Source organism: Klebsiella sp. GB_Kp056 (assembly GCF_040064755.1).
Taxonomy (GTDB): domain Bacteria; phylum Pseudomonadota; class Gammaproteobacteria; order Enterobacterales; family Enterobacteriaceae; genus Klebsiella; species Klebsiella quasipneumoniae.
Genome location: NZ_JBEAJA010000036.1, coordinates 174,134 through 193,159 on the forward strand (window position 1 = coordinate 174,134; position 19,026 = coordinate 193,159).

Consider the following 19,026-nt stretch of genomic DNA (forward strand, 5'->3'; position numbering starts at 1 on the left):
TCGTTATAAAAAATGCCAAACGTGTTAGAGCCTAAATACCCATCCGCAATGAGACAATTCCTTAAGCTTAAATTTGTGCAGTCACGCACAATTTTATTCAGGGCCTGAATTAATGTTGCGGAAAAGGCAAAACGAGAACGAGATTACCCTATCAAACGCCGCATGGCGAGCGGTTTTGCGCGATTTCTTATAAGTATTTTGGTGACAAAAAGTGAATCATCGGGAAAGGCCAAAATTGCGGCAATTACGGGCAAAAAACAGACAATTCCTTCATTTGTCACGGGATTAATGTGACAAGAAGATGAACACGATGTTGAAAAAAAGGACAATTGAAAAAAGGGACCCAAAAGGTCCCCTTATAGATAATGCCCCTGGCGGCGGCCCGCGGCTTTATTTGGCCGATATTCCGCCGGGTAAGTAGCGATCGAAAAAGGCGATCAGTTTATCGCTCAGCGGCGTCATCAATACCCAGGGCGCGCCAATCAGCACGGCGGTCAGAGAGCCGACGGCAATATCGCTGAACCAGTGGGCGCCAATCATCACCCGCGGGAAAGCAAAGACCACAAATATCACCAGCGCCACGGCCAGCGCGCGGCGGCCAAAATAGCGCCACATAAAGCTCGCGAAGATCAGCAGCATCATCCCATGATCGCCGGGGAAGCTGTCCTTGGAAGCATCCTTAGTGGGGAAGTTAACGACGTCGCTGACGCGGGTGACATCGCTGAAAAACAGCGACGGACTGGCGCGCTGAACCGGCATCAGGTGCTGCGCCAGCTGGTTGATGATCACCGCCGCCAGCAGCATTACCACGCCCATAATAGCGATCTGACGACGGCCTGCCGCCGGCGCCTTGAGCCAGTAGCTGAGCATCAGGCAACCCATCGCCAGCAGCGAGCAGGCGTCGAAGGCGCGATTGTTGATGATCGCCAGCAGCCAGGCGTAAGCGCGGCTGACGCTGACGCCATGGTTAAAGAAATGGAAGATCGCGGCGTCTACCGGCGCCCACGCGCCGTGGTTGGCTGGCAGATACCAGGAGCAAAATAGCGCCACACCCGCGATGTTAAGCAGCAGGATTAAAGGAATTCGGTTTTTCATCATAGCCATTGCGATTTTGTGACAGTCGGCGGCAACCTTAGCCGCCTTAACTTAAACGAAGCCTCAACAATGAGGTCTGGAGCGCGTTCCAGTCGGCTTCATGGGCGGAGATAAGCTCGATGCGGCTATCGGGCGGGGCGACGCTAAGGGTCTCGATATGCAGATCCTCGCCCTGGCGGTTGATCCGCACCGCCCCTTCGGCAATGCGCAGCACACCTTTGACGCGCGCCACCGGCGCCAGCCGGGCCCACTCCAGCAGGGCGATGGTGTCAAAGACCGTTTCCGCGTCGAAGATCCAGCCGCAGGCCTGATAGCCCTGGCCGCTGTTAAGGTGGCGGCGCCAGCGCTGGTGTTCCGCCAGACTAAGGGCGGCGAGACCGGCTGTGGGAGGATGGCGGTGGGCGTGCTCCGCGCTCGCCGGCAGCGGGGCGGTGTTGCGCCGCGGTTCATCAAGCAGGGCCAGGTCGATATTACCCTGGGTCGCCGACACCTGGCGGCGATCGCCGCCCCAGCGTTGCCACCAGTCGACAAACGCCTGAGCGCTTTCGGGCGTTTCCCGATCGCTTTTATTGGCCACGATGATATCCGCCGCCGCCAGCTGGTCGCGAAAGTTGTCGTTGTTGACCGCTTTCTCGTCCAGTAGCTGACGCGGATCGAGAATGCACAGGGTCGCGCGCAGATCGATCCAGGGTTCATACACCGCCGCGGTGAGGATATCGAGGATCTGCTTTGGATGGCCAAGTCCGGTGGGCTCAATCAACAGACGATCGGGTTTCCCCTGGCGCAGCAGGGTATTCAACCCGACCTGCATCGGCAGGCCATTGACACAGCACATGCAGCCGCCGGGGATCTCCTTGAGCAGGGCGCCGCTGTCGGCCAGCAGGGCGCCGTCTATCCCGACTTCGCCAAACTCGTTAACCAGTACGGCCCATTTTTCATCCGCAGGCTTCTGCGCCAGCAGATGAAGAATCGAGGTCGTCTTACCGCTGCCGAGAAAGCCGGTGATCAAATTGGTTCTGGTCACTCTTTTCTCCAGGATAAATGTAATGTTGTAACAGTTACGCCTATCCTGACGAAAAAAGAGGGAAAAGAGAAGTCCTGAGGCGGACAGAAGGAAATTCTGTCCGCATAAGCGCAAATATTGTTAAGAATTGAGCGCGCGGGCAACCGCCTCGCGGGCGCCGTGCATCGCCAGCTGCTGCCAGGCGGCGCGGATCCCGGCGACAAACTGCGCGTTGCGCGGCAGGTCGCGGCCAAATATTTCCTCCAGACCCAGCAGGGCGTCAACGCGCTGCTGCTCATCGCTCTGCGCCACCCGCTGCTGGATCTTGTCCACCAGCGGATCGCGGACGTCGATGGCCTGACCGGCATCGTCCGTACCGCTGACGTAGCGCATCCAGCCGGCTACGCCGAGGGCCAGCAGCGGCCAGCGGCTGCCGCGCTCAAGATGCACGCGAATACCGTCGAGCATACGCTGGGGCAGCTTCTGGCTGCCGTCCATGGCGATTTGCCAGGTACGGTGTTTGAGCGCCGGGTTGCTGAAGCGCGCGATCAGGCTGTCGGCATAGGCCGCCAGATCGACGCCGGTAATGGTCAGCGTCGGGGCCTGTTCGTCAAGCATCAGCTGGCGGGCGGCGCGGCGGAAGACCTCATCCTGCATGCAGTCGCTGACGTGCGCATGACCTGCCAGATAGCCAAGCCAGGCGAGGAAAGAGTGGCTGCCGTTGAGCATCCGCAGCTTCATCTGCTCCCAGGGCAGCACGTCGTCGGTCATCTGCACGCCCGCCGTCTCCCAGGCGGGGCGCCCGGCGACAAAGTGGTCTTCGACCACCCACTGAATGAAGGGTTCGCAGCTGATGGCGCAGGGATCTTCCACCCCCAGCACGGCGGCGATTTCCGCCAGCGACTCCGCGGTGGCGGCGGGAACAATGCGATCCACCATGGTGCCCGGGAAGCTAACGTTGTCGGCGATCCAGCTCGCCAGCGCCGGACTGCGTTTTTCCGCCATGCCGAGGACGGCATTTTTCACCACGTGGCCGTTGTCGGGAATGTTATCGCAGGAGAGCACGGTAAAGGGCGACAGGCCCCGTTCCCGGCGGCGGGCCAGCGCTTCAACTAAAATACCGGGAGCCGACTGCGGCAGCATCGGATTTTCCAGATCGTGAACGATACGCGGATGCGTCGGATCCAGCTTGCCGGTCGCCGGATCGATGCAATAACCTTTTTCCGTGATGGTCAGCGAGACAATCGCTACCTGCGGCTCGCAAAATTTCTCGATAATCGCCGCCAGCGAATCGAGCCTGGCGTTCAGGCATTCGTGCACCGCGCCGATAACAATGGGCTGATTACCGTCGGCGCCTTTTTCCAGTACGGTAAACAGGTGGTCCTGTTCGCGAAGCTGGCTCATCAGCGTATCGCCGCTGAACAGACTGATTTCGCAGATCCCCCAGTCGCCGCCGATGTTATTCAGCACGCGATCGGTCAGCAGCGCCTGGTGCGCGCGATGAAACGCGCCAAAGCCGAAATGGACAATACGCGAGCGGAGCTGGCTGCGATCATACTGAGGACGTTGCACGTTTTCCGGTAGCGTAGCGGTTGCAATTGTTGTCATTCTTTACACACCTGTTTAACTGCTTATTAACATTGCCAGTCTAAAGTTATATGACAGGAAATTAAATTGGTAAGCCGAAATTATCCGCTGACTGTGAGCTGGATCAATCAATGCGCCGGCACTGTTTGCAGCCTGACGAGAAACATGTATGGTAGTCGTCATGATTGTCGCCATTATTGGTATAACAACTTTTGTGAGGGCATAGCGATGGAGCAAACCTGGCGGTGGTATGGGCCGAACGATCCGGTATCGCTTGATGATGTACGACAGGCGGGGGCGACCGGGGTCGTCACTGCGCTGCACCATATTGCAAACGGTCAGGTCTGGCCGGTCGACGAGATTAAAGAGCGTCAGGCGCTGTTAGCGGCGAAAGGGCTGACCTGGTCGGTGGTCGAAAGCATTCCGGTGCACGAGGATATTAAAACCCACAGCGGGCAGTATGCGACCTGGATTGCCAACTATCAGCAGAGCATCCGCAACCTCGCGGCCTGCGGCATCGATACCGTATGCTACAACTTTATGCCGATCCTCGACTGGACGCGCACCGATCTGGAATATGAGCTGCCGGACGGCTCCCGGGCGCTGCGTTTCGATCAGATCGCCTTCGCCGCCTTTGAACTGCATATCCTCAAACGCCCGGGGGCGGAAGCGGATTACAGCGAAGAAGAGCAGCGCCAGGCCGAGGCGTATTACAAGGCGATGAGCGAAGCGGACATTGAGAAACTGACCCGCAATATCATCGCCGGCCTGCCGGGGGCGGAAGAGGGCTACACCCTCGACCAGTTCCGCGCGCGCCTGGCGGAATATGACCACATCGATAAAGCGCAGCTGCGCGAAAATATGGCCTATTTCCTGCGGGCCATCGTACCGGTGTGCGAAGAGGTGGGGATCCGACTGGCAGTGCATCCGGACGATCCGCCGCGGCCGATCCTGGGCCTGCCGCGTATCGTGTCGACCATCGAAGATATGCAGTGGCTGAAAGAGACAGTGGACAGCATCAATAACGGCTTTACCATGTGCACCGGATCCTATGGCGTCCGCGCCGATAACGATCTGGTGAAGATGGTGGAAACCTTTGGCGATCGCATCCACTTTACCCATCTGCGCGCCACCTGCCGCGAGGCGAACCCGAAAACCTTCCACGAGGCGGCGCACCTTAGCGGCGACGTCAATATGGTGGCGGTTGTGGATGCGATTCTGCGTGAAGAGCAGCGGCGTAAACAGGCCGGCGATCTGCGCCCGATCCCGTTCCGTCCGGATCATGGTCATCAGATGCTGGACGATCTGCGCAAGAAAACCAACCCAGGCTATTCGGCGATTGGCCGTCTCAAGGGGATGGCGGAAGTGCGCGGCGTGGAGCTGGCGCTGAAGATGACCAAATACCCTGAACTGCTGTAATCGCGGCAACGGGGATAACAAAAAGGACAGCCAGCGGCTGTCCTTTTTTACTGGTCAACTCGTCACGGAAAATTAATCCGCGCGGCCCATATAGCGGCACTCTTCGATATGAATGCGGATTTTCTCACCGGTGGTCAGGTATTCCGGCACCTGAATCACCAGGCCGGTGCTCATGGTGGCGGGCTTGGTGCGGGAGCTGGCGGATGCCCCTTTAATACCCGGCGCGGTTTCGATAATTTCCAGGTCCACGGTCTGCGGCAGCTCAAGCGCCAGCAGCTGGCCGTCCCAGGTCAACACCTGCATATCCGGCATGCCGCCTTCCGGAATAAACTGCAGCTCTTCTTCGATCTGCTCTTTCGTGAAGGTGTAAGGGGTGTAGTCTTCTTTATCCATGAACACGTATTCGTTGCCATCGACATAGGAGAAGTCAACGAAACGGCGGGTCAGGGTCACGGTATCGACGATATCGTCGCCTTTGAAGCGCTCTTCTACTTTCAGGCCGGTACGCACATCGGAGAAGCGCATTTTATACAGTGTCGCAGCACCGCGGGCGCTGGGTGACTGAATATCGATATTTTTCACAATCAGCAGCTTGCCGTTGTAATTCAGCACCATACCTTTTTTAATTTCATTCGCTCTTGGCATTGCAGTAATCCTGTCACTTAACGAGTCAAAAATATCGCGTAAAACTACTCGCGCCCGGGCGTTCAGGCAAGTGGAATTCGCGAGTTTTGCTATCTTCTGGCAAAACGTTTAGGCTGTGGTGCAAAATGAGCGTTTGGGAGCTGGGTTGTGGAATGTCGTACTGATTGTGGCGCATGTTGCATCGCCCCCTCTATATCCTCGCCGATCCCCGGCATGCCGCAGGGCAAGCCGGCCAATACCCGCTGTATTCAGCTCTCCGAGCACAATCTGTGCCTGATTTTCGGCTCCCCACTGCGTCCGAAGGTGTGCGCCAGCCTGCAGCCCTCGCCGGAGATGTGCTTCACTCATCGTGATGACGCCATCACCTGGCTGCTGGAGCTTGAGCTGGCCACCGCGCCCTGAGCTTAAAGCAGCAAATGAGACAGGTTTTTGATATGGACGCTGAGGCCGTCCAGCAGCGCCTGGACGCGTAGCGGAAGAATGTCCCGTCGCTGGTAGATAAGCCAGGCCTGCAGATCGATGCAGCGCTCCTTCTTCAGACAGGGAACCAGCTGTCCTGCCGCCAGCTCGGTGGCGAGTGAATAGTAGGGCGCATAAACGATCCCCATTCCCAGCTTCGCCAGCTCCACCGCCGGCAGCGTGTTATCGCACACGAATCCCCCCTTTACCGTGAGATTGAGCGGTTTGCCGTTTTTGCTTTTGAAGGTCCAGATATTGTCGCTGCCGCCCAGCATGCGCAGGGTGATGCACTCATGATCCACCAGCGCCTCCGGCTCGGCGATAGGGTGTTGCGCCAGGTAATCCGGGGAGGCGAAAACGCCGGTGCGAAAGCGGGTGAAGGGGCGGGCGATAAGGTTTTCATTCTGTGGCTTAAAGGGGCTTATCAGCAGATCGCAGTCGCTATTGAAAATGGCGCCGTATTTCTGTTCCCGCTCGCTGGCGTTGCGGGTGACCAGATTGATCTGCAGCTCCGGCAGCGTTTTTCTTAGCGCCGGCAGAATATAGCGCCCGAGAAACTGGTGGATGCCGATGGGCGCCCCAAGGGTGACGACGCCCTGCAGCGTGTTTTTATAACGGTCGGCGAGGTTGATAAGCTGCTCATGCTGCTCAAGAACGGCGCTGCTGGCGTGAATAAACTGCTCGCCGAACTCGGTACGCACCAGTTCCCTGGCGGTGCGCAGAAAAATGGCCAGGCCGACTTTCCGCTCCACGCTGGTCAGCGTCCGTGAGACGTTAGACTGGGGCATATTCAGGCGCTGTGCTGCCCGGCTTACGCTGGCGGTTTCGGCGATGGCGCAGAGGATCCTCAGCTCATCCATTTTAAAGTCTTTCAACATCTTATCGCTGCCTGATATTGATGGTATATCAAAAATGATATACCAGTTTGGCGGAATTGCCATGTGATTTATTGATCTTCTGAACGTATGATGGCCTTTGCCGTGAACAGTCGGTTATTTAAGGAAACCTGTGCGTTTTATTACTTCTTTTGTGGTTCTCGACGTCATTAAAAATAACGATCTTCCCGCTGGCTTACTGAGTGTATATGCACCATGCTGCTTAATTATTTTGCTTTGTTTGTATTAATACTGGTTTTTCTCATACTGTTTTATGGAGTTATTATTATCCACGATATTCCCTATCACATCGCGCAAAAACGCCAGCACCCCCATCAGGACGCGATTCATGTGGCGGGCTGGATAAGCCTGTTTACCCTGCATGCTATCTGGCCTTTCCTGTGGATCTGGGCCACGCTGTACCGGCCCGATCGTGGCTGGGGGATGGCTTCGCAGTCCGAGGGACATCAGCAGCGAGCGGAGCTGGAGAAACGCATTGCGTTACTTGAAGCGGCGTTAAAAAACAGCCAGCAGGCGTTGGCGGAGAATAGCGAGAAATAATATGGATCTGTTAATTATCCTTTGCTATGTCGCCATTGCCTGGGGCGTATTTAAGATATTTCGCATTCCAGTAAATAAATGGACAATCCCGACAGCGATATTAGGCGGAATAGTGGTCGTTGGCGCGTTAATATTAACGATGAACTATAACCACCCCTATACGATGCGAGCGCAAAAAATTGTCGTCTCCATTCCGATGGTGCCCCAGGTATCAGGCGAGGTGGTGGAGGTTACCAGTAAAACCAATGTGTTAATGAAGAAGGGCGAACTGCTGTTCCGCATCGACGATACCCGCTACCGCGCGCGGCTGAACAAGCTGAAAGCCGATCTGGCGGCCGAAGAGGCCACGCTGCGGGCGAAGCAGGCGACCATTGACGATGCCCGTGCCAGAGTACAGCAGGCGCAGGCGGAGTACGACCGGGTCACCCGTGACAACCAGCGCTATGCTCAGGGGGCGGCCATGCCGGTGAATCCTTTTTCGGAACAGGATGTGACTCACGCCAGGCAGCAGGTGCAGATCCAGGCGGCGGTCCTGCAGGCGGCGAAAGCGCAATTACAAAACGCCAGAGAGCAGGTATCCGGCCGCTACCACGGGCTGGATGCCAATATTGCCAGCCTGAAATCGCAGATCCTTGAGGCGGAGTATAATCTGGCGCAAACCGTGGTTCGCGCGCCGAGCGACGGCTACGTCACCCAGCTTCTGGCGCGGCCGGGGATGACCGCGGTGCGTCTGCCCTTCAAGCCGGTGCTGGTGTTTATTCCCCAGCAAAAGCGCCAGGTGGTGGCGGTATTCCGTCAGAACTCGGTCCTGCGTCTGACGGCCGGGGACAGCGCGGAGGTGGTGTTTAATGGTCTGCCGGGCAGCGTCTACAGTGGTAAGGTATCGCGCGTGTTGCCGACCGTCCCGGACGGCAGTTACCAGGCCAGCGGCGCGCTGCAGGGGCTGAACGCCGGGGCGGGGAAAGAGGGCATTTACGTGCTGATCGACCTCGATCCCCATCCGGAAGTGGAACATTTACCGGACGGGGTCAGCGCCCAGGCTGCGGTATATACCGATTATTTTGCCCATGTGTCGATTATGCGCAAGGTGCTGCTGCGCATGACCAGCTGGCTGCATTATCTCTATCTGGATCACTAATCTCCACTGCCCGGCTCCGGCCGGGCAACCTTATCTATACGTCTCTGATCCGCCACAGGCAGGCCTGGGTGGCGATCCCCATAACCAGCGCTATCCAGAACACCGCATGATAGCTCCAGATCTCTGCCACCACGCCCGCCAGTGAGCCGGCGATGATCCAGCCGACGCGGGTGGTATTGGTGTAGAGGGTGGTGGCCGCGCCCGCCTGCCCGGGCATCAAATCCTGGAAATAAAGCATGCCAATCCCGGCGAGGATCCCGATATAGATGGCGTTCAGCACCTGCATCGCCAGCAGCAGCGCCGGCGTGTGCACCGTCAGCATACCCACATAAAACAGCACCCCAGCCACCGCGGAAAGGCGCATCAGAAAGCGTTTACCGAAGCGCCGGGCGTAGTAACCGGCAATCAGCATGGTGGGAATTTCCAGCCCGGCGGCGGTCCCCATCATCAGGCCGGCCAGCTTCTCCGGCAGATGCAGCTCGTTAATGATAAACAGCGGCATATTAATGATGTACAGGCTGTTGGTGCCCCACATCAGCGTGCAGATGCTGAACAGCAGCAGCGCATCGCGGCGGTGCGTGCGCGGGGCTTCCAGCCGGCCAGTCGCCACCGCCTTGGCTTTGCGCATGCTGGGCAAGAACAGCCAGACCATGATCCCGCAGACGATAAACGCCGCCGCGGCGCTGAGGTACATCGCGGTAAAGCCAAACCCCATCGCCAGGGCATAGGCCAGCGGGGGACCAATCACCCATGCCAGGGAGACCTGGGCGCGCAAAATGGAGCTGAACATCACCGCTTCGCGGCCGGTTTTGTCGGCATGCTCGCGCGCGAGGGCGAACATCTGCGGGTTGGCGGTCGAACCAAAGCTGCTAAGGAATACGCCGATGAACAGCAAAATGAAATAGTTACGGTTCCAGGCAAACAGCACGCAGGCCAGCACCCCCAGCAGGCAGCAGACGACAATCAGCTGCTTGCGATCGCCCTGACGGTCAGAACGTCCGGCGAGGAACTGGCTGACCAGAATGCCGATGACGGCGCTGCCGGTAAAAAAGAAACCCACCATCGCCGGGCGGACATGCACTTCATTGGTCAGAAACAGGCTCAGGGTCGGCGTCTGCAACGCCCCGGCAATGCCCGTCAGAAAGGCGACGATCAGGAAGGCGGAAGAGGTGACATCGAACCCGCGTCGGGGAAGGGCGGCGCTTCGGTTTTCCATGTGTTTGGTTTTCTGTAGTTTCAGGAGACGGCGCGGAGTTTACGCCTGCTGGCTGAAAATAAACAGTAGTATGGCACGAATAATTAAAAAGGTGTTTCAAAATAGAGAGTTCAGCAAAAAGCTGACGTTTACCGCGGCCAGGCGCCAGGGCTTCAGCAAAAGTGTGCAGTACCTCTAAGTTCTGCAATCAAGTCGCTGACGTACCTTGCGCGTTGAGCAAGAAAGGTACAAAATTCTTGAAACGTTTCAGCGTCATTCGGCATATCGTTCACCGTCAGATGGCGCCTTTTTTCTCAAGTTAGCTGAAACGATTCAATTCAGCAGGAGAGGAGAACCATGTTCCAGTTATCTGTGCAGGATATTCATCCCGGCCAGCAGGCCGGTAATAAAGAAGAGGCCATCCGGCAGGTCGCCGCCGCGCTGGTCAGCGCCGGCAACGTGGCCGATGGCTACGTGAACGGCATGCTGGCGCGCGAGCAGCAGACCTCCACCTTCCTCGGCAACGGGATCGCGATCCCGCACGGCACGACGGATACGCGTGACCAGGTGCTGAAGACCGGCGTTCAGGTGTTTCAGTTCCCGCAGGGCGTCACCTGGGGCGAAGGGCAGACCGCCTATGTGGCGATCGGGATTGCCGCCAGCTCAGATGAACACCTCGGCCTGCTGCGTCAGCTGACCCATGTGCTGAGCGATGACGCGGTCGCCGCCCAGCTGCAGTCCGCCACCACCGCGGAAGAGCTGCGGGCGCTGCTGATGGGGGAGAAGCAGAGCGAAGCGCTGAAGCTGGACAACGAGACCCTGAGTCTCGACGTCGCGGCCAGCGATCTGCTGACCCTGCAGGCGCTGAACGCCGCGCGTCTGAAAGAAGCAGGCGCTGTGGATTCCGCTTTCGTTAGCCACGTCATTAACGATACGCCGCTGAACCTCGGTCAGGGCATCTGGCTGAACGACAGCGCCGAAGGCAATCTGCGCAGCGCCGTGGCGGTCAGCCGCGCCGCCGCCGCCTTCACCCGCGACGACCAGCCGGTTTCCCTGCTGGTCACGGTGGCGATGACCGACGATCAGCCAACCGCGGTGCTGAACCGCCTGAGCAAGCTGCTGCTGGACAAGAAAGCTGACCATCTGCTGAAAGCCGACGCCGCCACCGTGCTGGCGCTGCTGACCAGCGACGACGCGATTGCCGAAGATGTGCTGAGCGCCGAATTCGTGGTGCGCAATGAGCACGGCCTGCACGCCCGTCCGGGCACCATGCTGGTCAACACCATTAAACAATTTTCCAGCGACGTCACCGTCACTAACCTCGACGGTTCCGGCAAGCCGGCCAACGGCCGCAGCCTGATGAAGGTCGTGGCGCTGGGTGTGAAAAAAGGTCACCGTCTGCGCTTTACCGCGCAGGGTGAGGATGCGCAACAAGCGCTGGATGCGATTGGCGAAGCGATCGCCGCAGGCCTTGGGGAGGGCGCATAAATGAGCAGACGTGTAGCAACCATTACTTTGAACCCGGCGTACGATCTGGTGGGCTTCACCCCGGAGATCGAGCGCGGTGAAGTGAACCTGGTGCGTACCACCGGCCTGCACGCCGCCGGGAAAGGCATCAACGTGGCGAAAGTGCTGAAAGATCTTGGCATTGACGTCACCGTCGGCGGCTTCCTGGGGAAAGACAATCAGGATGGCTTTCAGCAGCTGTTCAGCGAGCTGGGGATCGCCAACCGTTTCCAGGTGGTGCAGGGCCGGACCCGCATCAACGTTAAGCTGACGGAAAAAGATGGCGAAGTGACCGATTTCAACTTCTCCGGCTTTGAAGTGACCCCAGGCGACTGGGAACGCTTCGTCAACGACTCCCTGAGCTGGCTGGGGCAGTTCGATATGGTCTGCGTCAGCGGCAGCCTGCCGTCCGGCGTCAGCCCGGAGGCCTTTACCGACTGGATGACCCGTCTGCGCAGCCAGTGCCCGTGCATCATTTTCGACAGCAGCCGCGAAGCGCTGGTTGCCGGACTGAAAGCGGCGCCGTGGCTGGTGAAACCGAACCGTCGCGAGCTGGAGATCTGGGCTGGCCGTAAGCTGCCGGAGATGAAAGACGTTATCGACGCCGCCCATGCGCTGCGCGAGCAGGGGATCGCCCACGTGGTGATTTCCCTGGGCGAAGAGGGCGCGCTGTGGGTGAACGCCTCCGGCGAGTGGATTGCCAAACCGCCTTCAGTCGAAGTGGTCAGCACCGTTGGCGCCGGCGATTCGATGGTCGGAGGCCTGATTTACGGCCTGCTGATGCGTGAATCCAGCGAGCATACCCTGCGCCTGGCGACCGCCGTCGCTGCCCTGGCCGTCAGCCAGAGCAACGTCGGGATCACCGACCGTACCCAGTTGGCCGCGATGATGGCGCGCGTCGACTTACAACCCTTTAATTGACAGCAGGAGAGGCATAATGAAAACGCTGCTGATTATTGATGCCGGACTCGGACAGGCGCGCGCCTATATGGCGAAAACCCTGCTGGGTGCCGCAGCGCCAAAAGCGCACCTTGAACTGATTGATAATCCGAACGACGCCGAACTGGTGATTGTTCTCGGGTCGGCGCTGCCTACTGACAGCGCGCTGAACGGCAAACAGGTCTACCTCGGCGATATTAATCGCGCCGTGGCGCACCCGGAGCTGTTCCTCAGCGAAGCCAAAGGCCACGCGACGCCGTACGCGGCGCCTGCCGCCGCGGCAGTCCCGGCGGCCACCGGCGGACCGAAACGTATTGTCGCGGTCACCGCCTGTCCGACCGGCGTTGCCCATACCTTTATGGCGGCTGAAGCCATTGAAACCGAAGCGAAAAAACGCGGCTGGTGGGTGAAAGTGGAAACCCGCGGCTCCGTCGGCGCGGGCAATGCTATCACCCCGGAAGAGGTGGCCGAGGCGGATCTGGTGATCGTCGCCGCCGATATCGAAGTCGACCTGGCGAAATTCGCCGGCAAGCCGATGTATCGCACCACCACCGGTCTGGCGCTGAAGAAAACCGCCCAGGAGCTGGACAAAGCGGTGGCTGAAGCCAAACCGTACCAGCCTTCCGGTAAACCTCAGGCTGCTGGCGAAGGTAAAAAAGAGTCGGCGGGCGCCTACCGCCACCTGCTGACCGGCGTCTCCTACATGCTGCCGATGGTGGTGGCGGGCGGCCTGTGTATCGCGCTCTCCTTTGCCTTCGGGATCAAAGCGTTTGAAGTGAAAGACACCCTCGCGGCGGCGCTGATGCAAATCGGCGGCGGCTCGGCCTTCGCGCTGATGGTGCCGGTGCTGGCGGGCTTTATCGCCTTCTCCATTGCCGACCGTCCGGGCCTGACCCCGGGTCTTATCGGCGGTATGCTGGCGGTCAGCGGCGGCTCCGGCTTTATCGGCGGGATCATTGCCGGTTTCCTTGCCGGTTACGTGGCGAAAGCCATCAGCACTAAGCTGAAACTGCCGCAGAGTATGGAAGCGCTGAAGCCGATCCTGATCATTCCGCTGGTCTCCAGCCTGATCGTGGGCCTGGCGATGATCTACCTGATTGGTAAACCGGTCGCCGGTATCCTCGCCTGGCTGACCCACTGGCTGCAAACCATGGGCACCGCCAACGCGGTTCTGCTGGGCGCGATCCTCGGCGCGATGATGTGTACCGACATGGGCGGCCCGGTGAACAAAGCGGCCTATGCCTTCGGCGTTGGCCTGCTGAGTACCCAGACCTACGCGCCGATGGCGGCGATCATGGCGGCCGGTATGGTGCCTCCGTTGGCGATGGGTATCGCGACGCTGGTTGCCCGCAATAAGTTCGACAAAGGGCAGCGGGAAGGGGGTAAAGCCGCGCTGGTTCTCGGCCTGTGCTTTATCTCTGAAGGGGCGATTCCTTTTGCCGCCCGTGACCCGATGCGCGTGCTGCCTTGCTGTATCGTCGGCGGCGCGGTAACCGGCGCTATCTCGATGGCGATTGGCGCGAAACTGATGGCGCCGCACGGCGGGCTGTTTGTTCTGCTGATCCCGGGGGCGATTACGCCAGTGCTGGGCTACCTGCTGGCGATTGTTGCCGGGACGCTGGTGGCGGGCCTCTCCTACGCGGTGCTGAAACGCCCGGAAGCGCAGGTAGCGGAAGTCGAAAAAGCGGCATAATTTCTCCGCAATAAAAAAGGGCCGAACAGTCGGCCCTTTTTTTATGTCTCTATTTACGCCACTTCGGCGATCTGCTGCGCCCGCAGCCAGGCAATCTCTTCCGCCCAGATATCCGGGTTGATGGTTTCCAGAATCAGCGGAATGCCGTCGAAGCGGTTGTCCTGCATGATCCAGCTGAAGCAATCGTGGCCGATGTTGCCTTCCCCCAGACTATGGTGACGGTCGACCCGGCTGCCGAAGGCGCTCTTGGCATCGTTGAGATGCATGCCGCGCAGATACTGAAAGCCGACGATACGGTCGAAGTCGGCAAAGGTCTTCTCGCAGGCTTCGGCGCTGCGCAGGTCATAGCCGGCGGCGAAGGCGTGGCAGGTATCGATGCAGACGCCGACGCGGGTTTTATCTTCCACGCCGTCGATGATGGCTGCGAGGTGCTCGAACTTAAAGCCCAGGTTGCTGCCCTGGCCGGCGGTATTTTCGATAACCGCGGTGACGCCTTCGGTCTTCGCCAGCGCAATATTGATCGATTCGGCGATGCGCGCCAGACACTCTTCCTCCGGGATCTGCTGCAGATGGCTGCCGGGGTGGAAGTTGAGCAGCGTCAGCCCCAGCTGCTGACAGCGGGTCATCTCATCGATGAAGGCATCACGGGATTTTTCCAGCGCCTCTTCCACCGGGTGGCCGAGGTTAATCAGGTAGCTGTCGTGCGGCAGGATCTGTCCGGGGCCAAAGTGATACTTTTCACAGGCGGCTTTGAATTCGGCGATGGTCTGGTCGCTGAGCGGCGCGGCGCGCCACTGGCGCTGATTTTTGGTGAAGAGGGCGAAGGCGGTTGCTTCGATTTCGGCGGCGCGAATGGCGGCATTGGCCAGTCCACCTGAGGCGCTCACGTGCGCTCCTACGTATTTCATAAAAAAACTCCAGTTAAAGCCGCTGGGGGGTGGGTAATGATAGCGGCTTAACTGGAGAAAGATGTAGTGCTTTATGCCATCAGGCTGTGGATGGCGACGTTAATGGCCCCGCCGCCGACAATCAACCAGACGAACAGCATCAGCGCCATCAGCAGCGGTTTCGCCCCGGCTTTTTTCAGGGCGCTGACGTGAGTGGTCACCCCAAGAGCGGCCATCGCCATCGCCAGCAGGACGGTATCCAGCGTCACCAGCATCTCCACGACCGCTTTCGGCAGCAGATGGAAGGAGTTAAACACCGCCACCAGGATGAACATAATGGCAAACCACGGAATGGTGATTTTGCTTTTCTCGCCGTTACCCGCCGGGGTCAGCTGTTTAACACGCGCCGCCAGGAACAGCAGGAACGGGGCCAGCATCATCACGCGCAGCATTTTAGCGATAACCGCGGCGTTTTCCGCATCCGGGCTGACCGCATGGCCGGCAGCGACGACCTGCGCCACTTCATGCATGGTGGAACCCATATAGATCCCGTAGGTCTCCGGGGTAAACCAGTGCGCCAGCAGCGGGTACATCGCCGGGTAGAGGAAGATGGCGATGGTACCGAAGATCACCACCGTGGCGACGGCGACGGTCACTTTACTGGCTTCGGCTTTGACCACCGGCTCGCTGGCAAGTACTGCCGCCGCGCCGCAGATGCTGCTGCCGGCGCCGATCAGCCAGCTGGTGTGCTTATCGAGCCCAAACACTTTCTGGCCCAGGAAGCAGGCGATGAAAAAGGTGCTGGAGAGCGTCAGAACGTCAATCAAAATACCGCTCACGCCGACGTCGGCAATCTGGGCGAACGTCAGGCGGAAGCCGTAGAGGATGATCCCCAGGCGCAGCAGATACTGTTTGGCGAAGATCACCCCGCCGTCGCAGGGCTGCCAGATTTTCGGATAGACCGTGTTACCGACGACCATCCCGAACAGGATAGCGAGGGTCAGGGCGCTGAAGCCCGCCCCGGCGATGGCCGGGAAGCTACCGGCCCACAGGGCGGCGCCGGTCAGGGCGGCGGTCAGCGCCAGGCCTGGGACAAAATGCCACAGGGAACGATGTTTGGTGGGTAAAGTGAGTGCTGTCATAACCTTCTCCTTTGTCTGCCTAAAGGTTACGCCGCGCGGGATTAAATATAAAATTGATTATATGTTTATAATCAATCGTAATAAGTGGTTAATGGCCGCTTCGCCGGGGACAACGGGGCAGGGGAGTGAGGCGCGCAAGCGAGCTGATCTTGTCAGCAAGACGATGATTTTGTGACGTAAGGGGATTTTCCTTCCGTCAGCCGCCTCGATTTGTGTCACCATAGTAAGGAAGGTTATTCAGACTGGATTACTAAACGGGTGGGTTATGCATATTACGCTGCGGCAGCTGGAAGTGTTCGCCGAAGTCCATAAGAGTGGGTCGACCACTCAGGCGTCACAGATGCTGGCGCTTTCGCAATCGGCGGTCAGCGCCGCGCTGACCGATCTGGAAGGGCAGCTTGGCGTACAGCTGTTCGACCGCGTCGGCAAGCGGCTGGTGGTCAATGAGCATGGACGGCTGCTCTATCCGCGCGCCCTGGCGTTGCTGGAGCGGGCCCTGGAGATCGAGCAGCTGTTTCGCGGCGACAACGGGGCGATTCGGGTCTACGCCAGCAGCACCATCGGCAACTATATTATGCCGGAGATCATTGCCCGTTATCGCCATGACTTCCCGGATCTGCCGGTTGAGCTGAGCGTGGGCAACAGCCTGGACGTGATCAACGCCGTTGCCGACCTGCGGGTGGATTTCGGTCTGATCGAGGGGCCGTGCCATGCCGCCGATATTATCGCCGAGCCGTGGCTGGAAGATGAGCTGGTGGTGTTTGCCGCGCCTGACTCGCCGCTGCTGGCGGGGGAGGTGACCCTGCAGCAGCTGGCCGAGGCGCCGTGGATCCTGCGCGAGCATGGGTCTGGCACCCGGGAGATTGTCGATTACGTTCTGCTGTCGCATCTGCCGGCGTTTCACCTGGGGATGGAGCTGGGCAACTCGGAGGCGATCAAACACGCGGTGCGCCATGGGCTGGGGATCAGCTGCTTATCGCGGCGGGTGATTGCCGAACAGCTGGCCTCCGGCACGCTGGCGGAGCTGAAAGTGCCGCTGCCCCGGCTGACGCGCACGCTGTGGCGGATCCACCACCGGCAGAAGCATATTTCCAAAGCATTACAACGTTTTCTACAGTATTGCCAGGTGTAGCGATCCGGCTTTATCGCCTGATAAAAGGGGGGAATTTGCTGGCAATTCCGCAGGTTAGTGCTTTACTAATAATTTGCGGTCGATCATGAAGCTCTCTTATAACTTTGCATTTGTACCGGATGGAACCCCGATCGTCTGCTACAATCGCGCCTCATTTTTTGGATGGATAGCATTATCACATGGTTTCGGAAACTAAAACCACAGAAGCGCCCACGCTACGTCGTGAACTAAAGGCGCGCCACTTGACCATGATCGCCATCGGCGGTTCCATCGGTACGGGTCTTTTTGTTGCCTCTGGCGCAACGATTTCGCAAGCAGGTCCCGGCGGGGCGCTGCTGTCTTATATTCTGATCGGTCTGATGGTCTATTTCCTGATGACCAGCCTGGGCGAACTGGCGGCGTTTATGCCGGTGTCCGGTTCCTTCGCCACCTACGGGCAGAATTATGTTGAAGAGGGCTTCGGCTTCGCGCTGGGCTGGAACTACTGGTACAACTGGGCGGTAACGATCGCCGTTGACCTCGTGGCCTCGCAGCTGGTGATGAGCTACTGGTTCCCTGACACCCCAGGCTGGATCTGGAGCGCCTTGTTCCTCGGCATTATGTTCCTGCTGAACTGGATCTCGGTGCGCGGCTTTGGCGAGGCGGAATACTGGTTCTCGCTGATCAAAGTGGCCACCGTCATTATCTTTATCATCGTCGGCGTGATGATGATTGTCGGCATCTTCAAAGGGGCGCAGCCTGCCGGCTGGAGCAACTGGGGGATCGCGGATGCGCCGTTTGCCGGCGGCTTCTCGGCGATGATCGGCGTGGCGATGATTGTCGGCTTCTCCTTCCAGGGCACCGAGCTTATCGGTATTGCCGCCGGTGAGTCTGAGAACCCGGAAAAGAACATTCCGCGCGCGGTGCGCCAGGTCTTCTGGCGTATCCTGCTGTTCTACGTCTTCGCGATCCTGATTATCAGCCTGATCATTCCGTATACCGATCCGAGCCTGCTGCGCAACGACGTTAAAGATATCTCCGTCAGCCCGTTCACGCTGGTCTTCCAGCACGCCGGTCTGCTGTCGGCGGCGGCGATCATGAACGCCGTTATCCTGACGGCCGTTCTGTCGGCGGGTAACTCGGGGATGTACGCCTCTACGCGTATGCTGTATACCCTGGCCTGCGACGGCAAAGCGCCGCGCATTTTCTCGAAGCTGTCGCGTGGCGGCGTACCGCGCAACGCCCTGTATGCGACCACCGTTATCGCGGCGCTGTGCTTCCTGACTTCGATGTTCGGTAACCAGACGGTGTACCTGTGGCTGCTGAACACCTCGGGGATGACGGGCTTTATCGCCTGGCTGGGGATTGCCATCAGCCACTATCGTTTCCGTCGTGGCTTCGTCCTGCAGGGTAACGATATTAATAATCTGCCGTATCGTTCCGGGTTCTTCCCGCTGGGGCCGATCTTCGCCTTCGTGCTGTGCCTGATCATCACCCTCGGACAGAATTACGAAGCGTTCCTCAAGGACACCATTGACTGGGGCGGCGTGGCGGCGACCTACATCGGTATTCCGCTGTTCCTCGTCATCTGGTTTGGGTACAAACTGGCGAAAGGCACCCGCTTCGTTCGCTACAGCGAAATGACCTTCCCGGACCGCTTTAAGCGTTAATCTTCGCTATTGTGCGATAAAAGCCCTCTGTAAAGAGGGCTTCATAGTGCTGGCCAGGTGCAATCTTCAGGAATTGCCCGGCGGCGCTGCGCTTGCGCGGG

17 protein-coding genes are annotated in these 19,026 nt (G+C 58.9%); 9 read left to right on the forward strand and 8 right to left on the reverse strand.

Annotated elements, in window-relative coordinates; genetic code table 11:
* Positions 1-390 precede the first annotated feature (390 nt).
* The 3 genes from ABLV52_RS04435 to ABLV52_RS04445 all read right to left on the reverse strand — a co-directional run bounded on the left by ABLV52_RS04435 (position 391) and on the right by ABLV52_RS04445 (position 3,706).
* A complete protein-coding gene (locus tag ABLV52_RS04435; RefSeq protein WP_075206790.1) occupies positions 391-1,104 on the reverse strand; it encodes a phosphatase PAP2 family protein in 714 nt (237 codons plus the stop codon).
* A 37-nt stretch (positions 1,105-1,141) separates the two neighbouring features.
* Positions 1,142-2,119 (reverse strand): GTP-binding protein, encoded by a 978-nt coding sequence (locus ABLV52_RS04440; protein ID WP_023290457.1) that lies wholly within the window; start codon positions 2,117-2,119, stop codon positions 1,142-1,144.
* A 120-nt stretch (positions 2,120-2,239) separates the two neighbouring features.
* Positions 2,240-3,706, reverse strand: coding sequence for a fructuronate reductase (locus tag ABLV52_RS04445; RefSeq protein WP_348890061.1), 1,467 nt, complete (start codon positions 3,704-3,706; stop codon positions 2,240-2,242).
* 207 nt (positions 3,707-3,913) lie between these two features.
* On the opposite strand from ABLV52_RS04445, the gene uxuA reads away from it, so the two are divergent.
* Complete coding sequence (gene uxuA, locus ABLV52_RS04450; RefSeq protein ID WP_023290455.1) at positions 3,914-5,104, forward strand: mannonate dehydratase; 1,191 nt, start codon at positions 3,914-3,916, stop codon at positions 5,102-5,104.
* A gap of 72 nt (positions 5,105-5,176) precedes the next feature.
* Here the strand turns inward: uxuA and yeiP are convergent, their stop codons facing one another.
* Positions 5,177-5,749, reverse strand: coding sequence for an elongation factor P-like protein YeiP (gene yeiP / locus ABLV52_RS04455; protein WP_002912951.1), 573 nt, complete (start codon positions 5,747-5,749; stop codon positions 5,177-5,179).
* Positions 5,750-5,896: 147 nt separating this feature from the next.
* Here yeiP and ABLV52_RS04460 point away from each other — a divergent pair, with 147 nt between their 5' ends.
* Positions 5,897-6,151, forward strand: coding sequence for a YkgJ family cysteine cluster protein (locus tag ABLV52_RS04460; RefSeq protein WP_023290454.1), 255 nt, complete (start codon positions 5,897-5,899; stop codon positions 6,149-6,151).
* Positions 6,152-6,153: 2 nt separating this feature from the next.
* Here ABLV52_RS04460 and ABLV52_RS04465 read toward each other — a convergent pair whose 3' ends face one another.
* A complete protein-coding gene (locus ABLV52_RS04465; protein WP_032453533.1) occupies positions 6,154-7,086 on the reverse strand; it encodes a LysR family transcriptional regulator in 933 nt (310 codons plus the stop codon).
* Between the two features lie 213 nt (positions 7,087-7,299).
* On the opposite strand from ABLV52_RS04465, the gene ABLV52_RS04470 reads away from it, so the two are divergent.
* Both ABLV52_RS04470 and ABLV52_RS04475 read left to right on the forward strand, forming a co-directional pair.
* Complete coding sequence (locus ABLV52_RS04470; RefSeq protein ID WP_348890062.1) at positions 7,300-7,644, forward strand: DUF3302 domain-containing protein; 345 nt, start codon at positions 7,300-7,302, stop codon at positions 7,642-7,644.
* A gap of 1 nt (position 7,645) precedes the next feature.
* Positions 7,646-8,782, forward strand: coding sequence for an HlyD family secretion protein (locus ABLV52_RS04475; RefSeq protein ID WP_049013699.1), 1,137 nt, complete (start codon positions 7,646-7,648; stop codon positions 8,780-8,782).
* A 34-nt stretch (positions 8,783-8,816) separates the two neighbouring features.
* Here ABLV52_RS04475 and setB read toward each other — a convergent pair whose 3' ends face one another.
* A complete protein-coding gene (setB, locus tag ABLV52_RS04480) occupies positions 8,817-9,998 on the reverse strand; it encodes a sugar efflux transporter SetB (protein WP_032453530.1) in 1,182 nt (393 codons plus the stop codon).
* 336 nt (positions 9,999-10,334) lie between these two features.
* Here setB and fruB point away from each other — a divergent pair, with 336 nt between their 5' ends.
* The 3 genes from fruB to fruA are packed head-to-tail and all read left to right on the forward strand — an operon-like array spanning position 10,335 to position 14,115.
* Positions 10,335-11,465: a fused PTS fructose transporter subunit IIA/HPr protein gene (gene fruB, locus ABLV52_RS04485; protein ID WP_101976348.1), complete on the forward strand. Its 1,131-nt coding sequence runs from the start codon at positions 10,335-10,337 to the stop codon at positions 11,463-11,465.
* Positions 11,466-12,404: a 1-phosphofructokinase gene (fruK, locus tag ABLV52_RS04490; RefSeq protein WP_002912941.1), complete on the forward strand. Its 939-nt coding sequence runs from the start codon at positions 11,466-11,468 to the stop codon at positions 12,402-12,404.
* A gap of 16 nt (positions 12,405-12,420) precedes the next feature.
* Positions 12,421-14,115 carry a PTS fructose transporter subunit IIBC gene (gene fruA / locus ABLV52_RS04495; RefSeq protein WP_044524221.1) on the forward strand — a complete coding sequence of 565 codons (1,695 nt, stop codon included), beginning with the start codon at positions 12,421-12,423 and terminating at the stop codon, positions 14,113-14,115.
* Between the two features lie 53 nt (positions 14,116-14,168).
* Here fruA and nfo read toward each other — a convergent pair whose 3' ends face one another.
* Both nfo and ABLV52_RS04505 read right to left on the reverse strand, forming a co-directional pair.
* Entirely contained in the window at positions 14,169-15,023 is an 855-nt protein-coding gene (gene nfo, locus ABLV52_RS04500) for a deoxyribonuclease IV (RefSeq protein ID WP_023290450.1), read from the reverse strand.
* A gap of 71 nt (positions 15,024-15,094) precedes the next feature.
* The gene (locus tag ABLV52_RS04505; protein WP_044524219.1) at positions 15,095-16,144 is read right to left on the reverse strand and encodes a YeiH family protein; all 1,050 of its coding nucleotides are present in this window, start codon (positions 16,142-16,144) and stop codon (positions 15,095-15,097) included.
* 265 nt (positions 16,145-16,409) lie between these two features.
* On the opposite strand from ABLV52_RS04505, the gene yieE reads away from it, so the two are divergent.
* Together yieE and ABLV52_RS04515 are read left to right on the forward strand one after the other, a co-directional pair.
* Entirely contained in the window at positions 16,410-17,276 is an 867-nt protein-coding gene (yieE, locus tag ABLV52_RS04510) for a DNA-binding transcriptional regulator YeiE (RefSeq protein WP_004201638.1), read from the forward strand.
* Between the two features lie 179 nt (positions 17,277-17,455).
* Positions 17,456-18,925: an amino acid permease gene (locus ABLV52_RS04515; protein WP_023290447.1), complete on the forward strand. Its 1,470-nt coding sequence runs from the start codon at positions 17,456-17,458 to the stop codon at positions 18,923-18,925.
* Positions 18,926-19,026: the final 101 nt, after the last annotated feature.